11 protein-coding genes are annotated in these 12,038 nt (G+C 63.5%); 8 read left to right on the forward strand and 3 right to left on the reverse strand.

Annotated elements, in window-relative coordinates; genetic code table 11:
• Window positions 1-14: 14 nt before the first annotated feature.
• Both DAEP_RS0115275 and DAEP_RS0115280 read left to right on the forward strand, forming a co-directional pair.
• On the forward strand, window positions 15-845 hold the full coding sequence (locus DAEP_RS0115275; RefSeq protein ID WP_027245250.1) for a carbon-nitrogen hydrolase family protein: 831 nt from the start codon (window positions 15-17) through the stop codon (window positions 843-845).
• Window positions 845-1,285 (forward strand): MarR family winged helix-turn-helix transcriptional regulator, encoded by a 441-nt coding sequence (locus tag DAEP_RS0115280; RefSeq protein WP_008554049.1) that lies wholly within the window; start codon window positions 845-847, stop codon window positions 1,283-1,285. The genes DAEP_RS0115275 and DAEP_RS0115280 overlap by 1 nt, the downstream gene beginning before the upstream one ends.
• 314 nt (window positions 1,286-1,599) lie before the next feature.
• On the opposite strand, the gene ubiG is transcribed toward DAEP_RS0115280, so the two are convergent.
• Entirely contained in the window at window positions 1,600-2,346 is a 747-nt protein-coding gene (ubiG, locus tag DAEP_RS0115285) for a bifunctional 2-polyprenyl-6-hydroxyphenol methylase/3-demethylubiquinol 3-O-methyltransferase UbiG (RefSeq protein ID WP_027245251.1), read from the reverse strand.
• Window positions 2,347-2,396: 50 nt separating this feature from the next.
• Between ubiG and pip the strand changes: the two genes are divergently transcribed.
• The 6 genes from pip to infB all read left to right on the forward strand — a co-directional run bounded on the left by pip (window position 2,397) and on the right by infB (window position 9,737).
• Window positions 2,397-3,377 (forward strand): prolyl aminopeptidase, encoded by a 981-nt coding sequence (pip, locus tag DAEP_RS0115290; protein WP_027245252.1) that lies wholly within the window; start codon window positions 2,397-2,399, stop codon window positions 3,375-3,377.
• The gene (locus DAEP_RS0115295; protein WP_027245253.1) at window positions 3,374-4,219 is read left to right on the forward strand and encodes an ABC transporter substrate-binding protein; all 846 of its coding nucleotides are present in this window, start codon (window positions 3,374-3,376) and stop codon (window positions 4,217-4,219) included. Before pip ends, DAEP_RS0115295 begins: the two co-directional genes overlap by 4 nt.
• 181 nt (window positions 4,220-4,400) lie before the next feature.
• Window positions 4,401-4,991: a ribosome maturation factor RimP gene (gene rimP, locus DAEP_RS0115300; RefSeq protein ID WP_008555300.1), complete on the forward strand. Its 591-nt coding sequence runs from the start codon at window positions 4,401-4,403 to the stop codon at window positions 4,989-4,991.
• The gene (gene nusA, locus DAEP_RS0115305; protein ID WP_008556806.1) at window positions 4,991-6,607 is read left to right on the forward strand and encodes a transcription termination factor NusA; all 1,617 of its coding nucleotides are present in this window, start codon (window positions 4,991-4,993) and stop codon (window positions 6,605-6,607) included. The genes rimP and nusA overlap by 1 nt, the downstream gene beginning before the upstream one ends.
• A 26-nt stretch (window positions 6,608-6,633) precedes the next feature.
• Window positions 6,634-7,254 carry an RNA-binding protein gene (locus DAEP_RS0115310; RefSeq protein WP_027245254.1) on the forward strand — a complete coding sequence of 207 codons (621 nt, stop codon included), beginning with the start codon at window positions 6,634-6,636 and terminating at the stop codon, window positions 7,252-7,254.
• 8 nt (window positions 7,255-7,262) lie between these two features.
• On the forward strand, window positions 7,263-9,737 hold the full coding sequence (gene infB, locus DAEP_RS0115315) for a translation initiation factor IF-2 (protein ID WP_027245255.1): 2,475 nt from the start codon (window positions 7,263-7,265) through the stop codon (window positions 9,735-9,737).
• 677 nt (window positions 9,738-10,414) lie between these two features.
• On the opposite strand, the gene mutT is transcribed toward infB, so the two are convergent.
• Together mutT and argJ are read right to left on the reverse strand one after the other, a co-directional pair.
• Window positions 10,415-10,813 (reverse strand): 8-oxo-dGTP diphosphatase MutT, encoded by a 399-nt coding sequence (gene mutT, locus DAEP_RS0115320; RefSeq protein WP_008554503.1) that lies wholly within the window; start codon window positions 10,811-10,813, stop codon window positions 10,415-10,417.
• Window positions 10,810-12,036, reverse strand: a complete 1,227-nt coding sequence (gene argJ, locus DAEP_RS0115325; protein ID WP_027245256.1) for a bifunctional glutamate N-acetyltransferase/amino-acid acetyltransferase ArgJ — start codon at window positions 12,034-12,036, stop codon at window positions 10,810-10,812. The genes mutT and argJ overlap by 4 nt, the downstream gene beginning before the upstream one ends.
• Between the last annotated feature and the right edge of the window lie 2 nt (window positions 12,037-12,038).

A 12,038-nucleotide genomic window follows, 5' to 3' on the forward strand; every position in this document is an offset into this window, starting at 1 on the left:
CCCGGAGAAACACCATGCGCGCAGCTCTGCTTCAGATGACATCCACCGACATCCCGGCTGAAAACCTGGAAACGGTGAAGGCGATGATGGCGGAGGCTGTGCGCGGCGAAGCCGGTTTCGTGCTGACACCGGAGGTCACCAATTGCCTCTCCGGCAGCCGGACCCATCAGAAGGACGTTCTTTGCCATGAAGAGAACGACCCGACTTTGGCTGCCCTGCGGGACGAGGCGGCCAGGCACGGGGTCTGGCTGCTGCTCGGCTCGCTGGGGGTCAAGACCCACGACGCGGACGGCCGCTTTGCCAACCGGCAGTTTTTGATCAGCCCGCAGGGTGAAATCGCTGCGCGTTACGACAAGATCCACATGTTCGACGTGGAGGTCACGCCAGAGGAAACCTACCGCGAATCCGATGGCTACCGCCCGGGCACCAAGGCCGTCGTGGCGGAAACGCCCTTCGCCAGGATCGGCATGACGATCTGCTATGACGTGCGCTTTCCGCATCTGCACCGGGCGCTGGCCCAGGGCGGAGCTCAAATTCTCACCGCGCCAGCGGCGTTCTCTTATGTGACGGGCGAGGCGCATTGGCATTCTCTGCTGCGCGCCCGGGCGATCGAGACCGGGTGTTTCGTGCTGGCGCCGGCGCAGACCGGCAAGCATCCAGCCTCCCGCGGGCCCAGCCGCAAGACATACGGGCACTCCCTTGCCGTCGCTCCCTGGGGCGAGGTGCTGGCGGATGCGGGCCAGGAACCCGGCGTCACTTACGTTGATCTCGACCTCGAAAAAGTGGCAGAAGCACGCAAGCGTGTGCCTTCCCTGACCCACGACCGGGAGTTCGACGGACCCTGATGGATGAAACCCATTCCCTGGCGGTATCGCTGTTCAGCGAGATACTGATGGCTGACCAGCTGGCCCGGTCACGCCTCAGCAAAGTGCTGCCTAAGGGTATGGAGCTCTCGCATTTTTCGGTGCTCAATCACTTGGCGCGCGCCGGGCTGGAACGCTCGCCCGCACAGCTGGCCAAGGCGTTTCACGTGACGCGCGGCGCAATGACCAACACGCTGAACAAGCTGGAAGTGGCGGGATATATCCATGTCCGGCCGGATTGGGATGATGCGCGGCGCAAGATGGTGGCGATCAGCCCGGCGGGCAGACAGGCCCGCGACGCGGCGCTGGCCGGGATCGTTCCGGTGATTTCCGAAGTGGTGGGGGAACTGGGCAGCGACCGGGTCCGGGCCGCCCTGCCGATCCTGCGCGAACTGCGCGGCAAGCTGGAAGAAAGCGGCTGATCCGGCAGGCCCCGGCAGCCGGCTGATTGCAACGGTTCCCCAAAAAAGAAGGACGCCCGCAAGCAGGCGCCCTTCCTCCCCATCAGTCCCCATCAATCCGTGAGTGGCGGTCCTGGCAACCTCTGGGCGGACCCGCCGGAAACAGCGGTAAGCAATTCTTCGGTTAAGGGGCTTTGCCCCAGACGGACCGGGTAACATTCCAAATCCGTTACCTGACGTTAACAATCAGGGCGGTGCAACTAAAGAGTGCATAAGGATTACCACCTATCCTTAAGGATAGGCGGCCGCGCCGGCAGGGCGGTGTCCGCTGCGCCTCAGCCGGGCTTTACGCTGGCCGTCACGTAGTTCACCGACAGATCCCGCTCGGAAATTGACCAAGTCCAGGTGATCGGATTGAACACGAACCCCTTGCGGTCCACCGGCTTCAGCCCGGCCTTGCGCAGCAGCTCGAACAGCTCATCCGGCGTGATGAACTTGGACCATTCATGGGTGCCGCGCGGCAGCCAGCGCATGATCACTTCGGCGCCGATGATGGCCATGGCAAAGCTTTTCGGGTTGCGGTTGATGGTCGAGCAGATCTGCAGTCCGCCCGGTTTCAGCAGCAGCTGCGTCGCGGTCAGATAGCTGAGCGGATCGGCAACATGCTCCACCACCTCCATGTTGAGCAAGACGTCGAACTGCTCGCCAGCCTCGGCCAGCGCTTCGGCGGTGGTGTGGCGGTAGTCGATCTCCAGCCCCGATTGCTCGGCGTGGATGCGCGCGACAGGCAGGTTGCCCTCGGCGGCGTCGGCACCCACGACCGTCGCGCCCAGCCGCGCCATTGGTTCGCTCAGCAGCCCGCCGCCGCAGCCGATGTCCAGCAGCCGCAGCCCCTCAAACGGATTCCGTGACGTCAGGTCGCGGTTAAACTCGGCGGCAATTTGCTTGGTGATGTAATCGAGCCGGCACGGGTTCAGCATGTGCAGCGGCTTGAATTTGCCGTTCGGATCCCACCACTCCGCCGCCATCGCCTCGAATTTAGCGATTTCCGCTGGGTCGACCGTGGACTGAGGCGCTTGCATTCCTGTCTCCGTGTGCTCTTTTGTAGTCTGACGTCTCACTAAGGTCAGTAATGGATAGATACCCGGACCAAAAGCGCGCAGTGCATTATCTTTACCCGCCGGTCGAACCCTTTGACCAGCGCATGATCGACGCAGGCCAGGGTCACCGCATATATGCAGAGCAGAGCGGGAATCCAAACGGCATACCCGTGATTGTCTGCCACGGCGGACCCGGCGGCGGCAGCAGCCCGGCGATGCGGCGCTATTTTGATCCCGATGTCTACCGGATCATCCTGTTCGACCAGCGCGGCTGCGGACGCTCACGCCCCTACGCCTCCTGCGAGAACAATACCACCTGGCATCTGGTCGCCGATATGGAGCTGATTCGCCGTCAGATCGGCGTCGAGTCTTGGATCCTGTTCGGCGGCAGCTGGGGGGCGACGCTGGCGCTGATCTATGCCCAGACGCATCCGGACCGCGTGCAGCAGATGATCCTGCGCGGCGTCTTCCTGATGACCAAGGCAGAACTGGACTGGTTTTACGGCGGCGGCGCCGGCAAGTTCTGGCCCGAAACCTGGGCCAAATTCGTCTCGCTGATCCCTGATGGGGAGCGCAGCGACATTATCAGCGCCTACCACAAGCGGCTGTTCTCCGGAAATCTGGACGAGGAAGTGCGCTTTGGCCGTGCCTGGTCGGCCTGGGAAAATGCGCTGGCCACGGTGCATTCCAACGGCCACAGCGGCGAAAGCCCCGGCGATTACGCTCGCGCCTTTGCCCGTCTGGAAAACCATTATTTCCTGAACGGCGGCTTTCTTGACTATGATGGCCAGATCCTTGCGAATATGGGGCGGATTTCCCATATCCCCGGGGTGATCGTGCAAGGCCGCTACGACATGATCTGCCCGCCGTCGTCCGCCTGGCGCCTGAATGAGCTGTGGCCAAATGCGGAGTTGAAGATGGTGCGCAACGCAGGCCATGCTTTGTCGGAGCCGGGAATCAGCGCAGAGCTGGTCCGGGCGATGGACCGGATTGCAGGAGAGCTTGTGCCATGACGCGCATTGACCGCCGCGCGCTGTTCACCTCGGGTGCTGCCGCAGCCCTGCTGGCCGCCGCTGGCGGATCGGTCCATGCGTCGCCCAAGCCGGGCGGCGTGCTGCGTCTGGCGGTTCCGCGCGATGGCGGGATGCTGGAACAGGCTGCCCGCGGCGCAATCTATGACACGCTGACCGAAATCGCACCTGACGGGCTGCTGCGCGGCGAACTGGCCACGGGATGGCATTCCACTGCGGATGCCCGGACGTGGACCTTCAGCCTGCGGGACGGCGTAGCGTTTCATGATGGCAGCCCGCTGACTTCGGATGATGCCGCCGCTTCGCTCCTGGTGCAGGGAATCACCGGGGCGGAGGTGCAGGCGATCACCGCGCTGGGCAGCCATCAGCTGCTGGTGGAACTTGTGCAACCGAACCCGCATCTCCCCTATCTGCTGGCCGGTGCGGGCCAGGTGATCGCCCCCGGAGGCGCTTTGCCGGTGCCGCTGTCAGATGCGGTCGGGACTGGCTGCTACCAGGTGGCGCGCGCTCAGGAGGGCCGCCATTTCCGTGCCTCCAAGGTGGCGGATCATTACAAGGCCGGCACTGCAGGCTGGGTGGAGACGGTAGAGATCATCGTGATCCCCGACGCTGCTGTCCGCGCCGAAGCCCTGCGCGACGGATATGTCGACGTGGCAGCCCTGCCGGAGCCGCGCGGCCTGCTGCGCCGCGGCGAGTTTCTGTATCACCCTTCGTCCAGCGACATGGCTTTGGCTGCCCGCCACACGGTCGGCATCCCGCGCAAGGTCGGCCAGCGCGCGCCGCTGGATGACGGCCGCATCGCAGAGCGCTGGTGGATCGCCTGACGCCGCCCGGCGGCCGTCACGGAAGACAAGCCTTGCAGTTTTCCCCAATCCCCCCTATATGGCTTTGACAACAGCGGCGCGTTGAACCTCTGGCTCAAGGCTCCACCGGGATTTTCGACGGGCCGCGCGCCCGTTTTTTTGTGTTTGCAGGTTTGCGCCTGCCGCTCCAAGTGGAGGTCTGATGACCAACGACCTGATTGCCAAAGCTGCCATCGACCGGCGCCTGGCCGAGATCGTCACCCCGGTGATCGAGGATCTGGGGTATGAGCTGGTGCGAATCCGGCTGATGTCTGGTAAGTCGACGACGCTGCAGATCATGGCCGACAAGCCCAACGGCGGTATCGAGGTGGATGATTGCGCCGAGATTTCGAATGCCGTCAGCGCTGCGCTCGACGTCGAAGACCCGATCATCGATGCCTATGCGCTGGAGGTGTCGAGCCCGGGCATTGACCGTCCGCTGACGCGGATGAAAGACTTCGAGATGTTCGAGGGCTACGAGGCCAAGCTGGAGACCGCCGAAACGGTCGGTGGCCGCCGCCGCTTCAAGGGGGAGCTCGCGGGCACCGAGGGCGATGAAGTCCTGATCAACATCGAGGATCAGGGCCAGACCGTGACCGTTGGTCTGAAGTTCGACTGGCTGAGCGATGCCAAGCTGGTTCTGACCGACGATCTGATCAAGGAAATGCTGCGTCAGCGCAAAGAGGCCGGGACGCTCAACGAAGACGCATTCGACGAAATCGAGACCGAAGAGTCCGAAGAGGAGAAAAAGTAATGGCTATCACCTCTGCAAACCAGCTGGAGCTGTTGCAAACCGCCGAGGCCGTGGCGCGCGAAAAGATGATCGACCCGGGTCTGGTGATCGAGGCGATGGAAGAAAGCCTCGCCCGTGCGGCCAAGAGCCGCTATGGCGCCGAGATGGATATCCGTGTGTCGATCGACCGCAAGACCGGGCGCGCCACCTTTACCCGCGTGCGCACCGTTGTCGCGGATGATGAGCTGGAAAACTACCAGGCCGAAATGACCGTTGAGCAGGCGCGCCAGTACATGGCGAACCCCGAAGTGGGCCAGACCTATGTCGAGGAAGTGCCGCCGGTTGAGATGGGCCGGATCGCAGCCCAGTCGGCCAAGCAGGTGATCCTGCAGAAGGTCCGCGAAGCTGAGCGCGACCGCCAGTACGAAGAATTCAAGGACCGCGCCGGCACGATCATCAACGGCTTGGTCAAGCGCGAGGAATACGGCAACGTCATCGTCGACGTGGGCGCGGGCGAAGCGATCTTGCGCCGCAACGAGAAGATCGGCCGCGAAAGCTACCGCCCGAACGACCGCGTGCGCTGCTACATCAAGGACGTGCGCCGCGAGCCGCGCGGCCCGCAGATCTTCCTGTCGCGCACCGCGCCGGAGTTCATGGCCGAGCTGTTCAAGATGGAAGTGCCGGAAATCTATGACGGCATCATCGAGATCAAGGCAGTCGCCCGCGACCCCGGCTCGCGCGCCAAGATTGCTGTCGTCTCCTATGACGGCTCGATCGACCCGGTCGGCGCCTGTGTTGGTATGCGCGGCTCCCGTGTGCAGGCCGTCGTGAACGAGCTTCAGGGCGAGAAGATCGACATCATCCCGTGGAACGAGGACCAGCCGACCTTCCTGGTGAACGCGCTGCAGCCGGCCGAAGTGACCAAGGTGGTGCTCGACGAGGAAGCCGGCAAGATCGAGGTTGTGGTGCCGGAAGAGCAGCTGTCGCTCGCTATCGGCCGCCGCGGCCAGAATGTGCGCCTGGCGTCGCAGCTCACCGGTCTCGATATCGACATCATGACCGAGGAAGAAGAGTCGGCCCGCCGCCAGAAAGAATTCGAGGCGCGCACGAAATTGTTCATGGAGACCCTTGATCTGGACGAGTTCTTTGCCCAGCTTCTGGTGTCTGAGGGCTTCACCAACCTGGAAGAGGTTGCTTATGTCGAGCTCGATGAGCTGCTGGTCATTGACGGTGTTGACGAAGGCACCGCCGAGGAGCTGCAGGCCCGTGCCCGCGACTATCTGGAAGCCCAGGCCAAGGCGGCCCTGGACGCAGCCCGCGAGCTGGGCGCCGAGGAAAGCCTGATCCAGTTCGAGGGCCTGACCCCGCAAATGGTCGAGGCGCTTGCCAAGGACGACGTGAAGTCGCTGGAAGATTTCGCCACTTGTGCGGACTGGGAACTGGCCGGCGGCTGGACCTCCAACGGCGGCGAGCGGGTCAAGGATGACGGCATCCTGGAGCCTTTCGGCGTATCGCTGGAAGAGGCGCAGGACATGGTCATGACCGCCCGCATCATGCTGGGCTGGGTCGATCCGGCTGAGCTGGAAGCGGAAGCGGCGGAAGACGAAGACGCTGGCGAAGAGGAAGGCGAAGCCTGATCCCGGGCTTTGCAAAGGAGACCTGCATGACACGCGGCGGCGTTCAAAAAGACCGGCCCGAAGGCAGCGAGCGCAAGTGCATCGCAACCGGCGAGATCCAGCCCAAACAGGGGCTCATCCGATTTGTGATGGGACCCGAGGGCCAGGTCGTGCCCGATGTGATGGAAAAGCTGCCGGGCCGCGGCGTCTATGTGACGTCCAGCCGCGCGGCGCTGGAAACCGCCGTCAAGAAGAAGCTGTTCGCCCGCGGCTTCAAATCGCAGGTCCAGGTCTCCAGCGGGCTTGCCGGGGAGGTGGAGACCCAAGTGGTCCGCCGCCTCGTCGGGCTGATCAGCCTGGCGCGCAAGTCGGGCGACGCGGTGGCCGGTTTCGAGAAGGTCAAGGACTGGCTGTCCAAGGAAGAGGCCCGGGTGCTGATCCAGGCCTCTGACGGGTCGGGCCGCGGAAAGTCGAAGCTGAGCACGCCCTACAAGGGCAAATTTATCGGCTGCCTCACGGCGGACGAGCTGGGAATGGCATTTGGGCGCCAAACTGTGATACATGCCGCCCTCGCCTCTGGCGGACTCAGCAAACGTGTTGTAGATGAGGCGCAACGACTGCAAGGTTTGCGCGAAACGGTGGGCGGCAGCGGCCGCACGGAAGGATAAGTAGCTTTATGAGCGATAGTGACGGCAAAAAGACACTGGGTCTGCGTGGGAGTTCCCGTCCGGGGAACGTGAAACAGAGTTTCAGCCATGGACGGACCAAGAATGTCGTAGTGGAAACCAAGCGCAAGCGCGTGGTGGTTCCCAAGCCGGGTGCGGCCAAAAGCGGCAGCGGTGCTGCACCGGCAGCGTCCGGATCCCGCCGGCCTGCCGGCATCAGCGATGCAGAGATGGAGCGCCGCTTGAAGGCACTGCAGGCCGCCAAGGCCCGCGAGGTGGAAGAAGCCGCGCAGCGCGAAGCCGAGGAAAAGGCCCGCGCCGAAGAGCGTGAGCGCCGCCGCGCCGAAGCGGAAGCCAAAGAGCGCGAGCAGCGCGAAGCCGAAGAACGCGCCCGCCAGAAAGCCGAAGAGGAAGAGCGCAAGCGCGCCGAGGAAGCAGAAGCAGCCAAAATGGCAGCCGCTGCGCCCGAACCTGCGGAGAAGGCAGAGCGTCCGGCAGCGAACAAGCCCGCTCCTGCTGCAACCCCGCGCAAAGCCGAGCGCGAACGCGAGCAGCGTCCGTCCCGCGGCAAGGGCCGTGACGACAACCGCCGCTCCGGCAAGCTGACGCTTGGCCAGGCCACTGGCGGCGAAGGCAACCGCCAGCGCTCGATGGCGGCGATGAAGCGGAAGCAGGAACGTGCGCGTCAGAAGGCCATGGGCGGCTCGGTCGAGCGGGAAAAGGTTGTGCGCGACGTGCAGCTGCCGGAAACCATCGTGGTGTCCGAGCTGGCCAACCGCATGGCAGAACGCGTTGCCGACGTGGTGAAATCGCTCATGCAGATGGGCATGATGGTCACCCAGAACCAGTCGATCGACGCCGACACCGCCGAGCTGATCATCGAGGAATTCGGCCACAAGGTGACGCGCGTTTCCGACGCCGACGTCGAGGACGTGATCAAAGAGGTCGAGGACAAGGAAGAGGACCTGAAGCCGCGTCCGCCGGTCATCACCATCATGGGCCACGTCGACCACGGCAAAACCTCGCTGCTGGACGCGATCCGCGATGCCCGCGTTGTGGCAGGCGAAGCCGGCGGCATTACCCAGCACATCGGCGCCTATCAGGTGACCACCGAAAGCGGCACTGTGCTCAGCTTCCTGGATACCCCGGGCCACGCGGCCTTCACCTCGATGCGGTCGCGCGGTGCGCAGGTGACTGATATCGTGGTTCTGGTTGTGGCCGCGGACGATGCGGTGATGCCGCAGACCGTCGAGGCGATCAACCACGCCAAAGCGGCGGGTGTTCCGATGATTGTGGCGATCAACAAGATCGACAAGCCGGCTGCAAACCCGATGAAGGTCCGCACCGATCTTCTGCAGCACGAGGTGGTCGTGGAAGCCATGTCCGGTGAAGTGCAGGACGTGGAAGTCTCCGCCGTCACCGGCCAGGGCCTGGACGATCTGCTGGAAGCCATTGCCCTTCAAGCGGAAATCCTGGAGCTGAAAGCCAACCCGAACCGCGCCGCGCAAGGCGCCGTGATCGAGGCGCAGCTGGATGTGGGCCGCGGCCCTGTGGCGACTGTTCTGATTCAGAACGGCACCCTGCGCCAGGGCGACATCTTTGTTGTGGGTGAGCAGTACGGCAAGGTTCGCGCGCTGATCAACGACAAGGGCGAGCGCGTGCAGGAAGCTGGCCCCTCGGTTCCGGTCGAGGTTCTGGGTCTCAATGGCACGCCGGAAGCAGGCGACGTTCTGAACGTCACCGAAACCGAAGCGCAGGCCCGAGAGATCGCCGAGTATCGCGCCCAGGCCGCCAAGGACAAGCGCGCCGCTGCCGGTGCCGCGACCACGCTGGAACAGCTGATGGCCAAGGCCAAGGAAGACGAAAACGTCTCCGAGCTGCCGATCCTGGTCAAAGCCGACGTGCAGGGCTCTGCCGAGGCCATCGTTCAGGCGATGGAAAAAATCGGTAACGAGGAGGTGCGCGTGCGCGTGCTGCATTCGGGCGTCGGTGCGATCACCGAAACCGATGTCGGCCTCGCCGAGGCCTCCGGTGCCCCGATCATGGGCTTCAACGTCCGTGCCAATGCCTCTGCCCGCAACACTGCGAACCAGAAGGGTGTGGAGATCCGCTACTATTCGGTGATCTACGACCTGGTGGATGACGTGAAGGCGGCGGCCTCCGGCCTGCTGTCTGCCGAGATTCGCGAGAACTTCATCGGCTACGCGCAGATCAAAGAAGTCTTCAAAGTCACCGGTGTCGGCAAGGTTGCCGGCTGTCTGGTCACCGAAGGCATTGCACGCCGTTCGGCAGGCGTGCGCCTGCTGCGCGACAACGTGGTGATCCACGAAGGCACGCTGAAGACCTTGAAACGCTTCAAGGACGAAGTGTCGGAGGTTCAATCCGGTCAGGAATGCGGTATGGCGTTCGAAAACTACGACGATATCCGTCCGAACGACGTGATCGAGATTTTCGAGCGCGAGGAAGTGACCCGCACCCTCGACTGACCGGTCCGCGATCGGAAAAAAAACAAAGGCCCCGGCTACCATGCTGGGGCCTTTTTCTGTGCGCCTGACGGTCCTGTCCGGCACGGGAAATTTCGTGCAGCAGCTGACGAAGCGTCTGGGGGCGAAAGCCGGCCCTTGGCGGTCCGGCGGCGCCTCAGGCCAGGCCCTTCGCTGCTGCACTGTCACAGTGCCCGGGCCAGCTGGGAAATGACAGCTGGCGAAAGGACGGTGTCCCGGTCCAAAAGGACAGGTCTTCTGCCAGAAAGCTAACGAGAATACGTGATCACGCCGCTGGCTACGCATCCGGAAAAGGGCAGCTGTTGGCAGCTGCCCTTTCTGTGTGCCTGATGTGCCTGATGTGCGTGAGTGGCGGCTCAGGCGGCTGGCGTCACTGGCTGGCCTTGATAGGTTATTGAGCCAACCCGCACAGCGATTCTCCCATTGGGGAGTGCCCGTATGAAATTGCCTTGAACCAAGGAAAACTTACCTATTGCGATTGTTCTAAGCATGGTCCGGTCCTGCCTGTTTACAATTCAGGGTAGTGGCTTGCTCCGTAGACTAATGCTTAATCAGATTGCTTAACAAAGCGTTACCCGTGCGGGCGGCGGCAGTTAAACGCCCGCCAAACCGGCGGAAAACCGGACCGGGCGGGCGTCACACCCATGGCTTTGGAGGCCTTAGAGCCAGTCGCGCAGGATCGGGATCAGCGGGATATCCGCCGGCGGCATCGGATAGTCGCGCAGGTCCTGCGGACGCACCCATTTCAGGGTTTGACCTTCCCTGGCCTGCGGGATGCCTTCCCACTTGCGGCAGGCAAACAGAGGCATCAGCAGGTGGAAATCCTCGTAGGAATGGCTGGCAAAGGTCAGTGGCGCCAGGCAGGAGGCCCAGGTGCCGATCCCCAGCTCCTCGTGCAGCTCGCGGATCAGCGCGGCCTCCGGTGTCTCCCCCGGTTCGATCTTGCCGCCGGGAAATTCCCACAGGCCGGCCATGGATTTTCCTTCGGGCCGCTGCGCCAGCAGCACGCGCCCATCAGCATCGATGAGCGCGACAGCGGAGACCAGAACAGTTTTCATGACCGGTAATCCGCGTTGATCGAGATGTACTGGTGCGTCAGGTCGCAGGTCCAGACTGTAGCTTGGCCGCCGCCAAGGCCCAGATCCACCTTGATGGTGATCTCCTGCTTTTTCATCTCCGCCGCACCCAGCTCTTCCTTGTAGCCGGGCGAGACCCAGCCCTTTTCCGCCACCAGAACATCCCCAAAGGAAATCGACAACAGGTCGCGGTCCGCCGCGGCGCCGGACTTGCCGATCGCCATAACCACGCGGCCCCAGTTCGGATCCTCGCCCGCGATGGCGGTTTTCACCAGCGGCGAATTGGCAATCGCTAGGCCATGCACCTTGGCATCTGCGTCCGAGGCCGCTCCGGTCACCTGGATTTCCACGAACTTGGTTGCGCCTTCCCCGTCGCGCACCACCTGATGCGACAGGTCCAGCATGACCCGCTCCAGCCCTGCCGCGAACTCTGCGTTGCCGGTGGCATCCACGCCCGAGGCGCCGGTGGCGCACAGCATCAGGCTGTCGGAGGTTGAGGTGTCGCTGTCCACGGTGATGCAGTTGAAGGTCCGGTCGCAGATCTCCGCCAGCTGCGCCTGCAGCGCCGCCTGTTCGACCTTCGCATCGGTGAAGATATAGACCAGCATCGTCGCCATGTCCGGCGCGATCATGCCGGAGCCTTTGGCAATCCCCGCAATCTTGACTGTCTTGCCAGCGATCCCGACCGTGGCGCTGGCGCCTTTGGCAAAGGTGTCGGTGGTCATGATCGCCCTGGCGGCACCTTCCAGCGCGGTCTCGTCCAGCGCGCTGTGCAGCTCGCCGATCTTTGCGACAATGCGGTCGTGCGGCAGCGGCTCGCCGATCACACCGGTGGACGCGGTAAAGACACGCTCCGCCGGCAGGCCCGCCGCCGCGGCAACCGCGGCGGTGATCTCTGCCACCGAAGTCTGCCCGTGACGGCCGGTAAAGGCGTTGGAATTACCAGAATTCACGAGGATTGCCGCGCCGGCATCCGCAGGGCCGCCCAATTTGGACTGGCAGTCCAGCACCGGGGCAGAGCGGGTCTTGGATCGGGTGAACACACCGGCAACAGAGGTGCCCGGATCCATCACCGCCAGCATCACATCGGTGCGGCCTTGGTATTTCACCCCAGCAGAAGCAGAGGCAAAACTTACTCCCTTGATAACCGGCAGGTCGGGAAAGCCGGCGGGGGCAAGTGGCGAGACGGGCAGGGATTTCGCCATGA

This window comes from Leisingera daeponensis DSM 23529, assembly GCF_000473145.1.
GTDB lineage: Bacteria > Pseudomonadota > Alphaproteobacteria > Rhodobacterales > Rhodobacteraceae > Leisingera > Leisingera daeponensis.

Coding starts and splice junctions, on each gene's coding strand:
- DAEP_RS0115275 (WP_027245250.1), top strand. CDS start 15: ATGCGCGCAGCTCTGCTTCAGATGACATCCACCGACATCCCGGCTGAA.
- DAEP_RS0115280 (WP_008554049.1), top strand. CDS start 845: ATGGATGAAACCCATTCCCTGGCGGTATCGCTGTTCAGCGAGATACTG.
- ubiG (WP_027245251.1), bottom strand. CDS start 2,346: ATGCAAGCGCCTCAGTCCACGGTCGACCCAGCGGAAATCGCTAAATTC.
- pip (WP_027245252.1), top strand. CDS start 2,397: ATGGATAGATACCCGGACCAAAAGCGCGCAGTGCATTATCTTTACCCG.
- DAEP_RS0115295 (WP_027245253.1), top strand. CDS start 3,374: ATGACGCGCATTGACCGCCGCGCGCTGTTCACCTCGGGTGCTGCCGCA.
- rimP (WP_008555300.1), top strand. CDS start 4,401: ATGACCAACGACCTGATTGCCAAAGCTGCCATCGACCGGCGCCTGGCC.
- nusA (WP_008556806.1), top strand. CDS start 4,991: ATGGCTATCACCTCTGCAAACCAGCTGGAGCTGTTGCAAACCGCCGAG.
- DAEP_RS0115310 (WP_027245254.1), top strand. CDS start 6,634: ATGACACGCGGCGGCGTTCAAAAAGACCGGCCCGAAGGCAGCGAGCGC.
- infB (WP_027245255.1), top strand. CDS start 7,263: ATGAGCGATAGTGACGGCAAAAAGACACTGGGTCTGCGTGGGAGTTCC.
- mutT (WP_008554503.1), bottom strand. CDS start 10,813: ATGAAAACTGTTCTGGTCTCCGCTGTCGCGCTCATCGATGCTGATGGG.
- argJ (WP_027245256.1), bottom strand. CDS start 12,036: ATGGCGAAATCCCTGCCCGTCTCGCCACTTGCCCCCGCCGGCTTTCCC.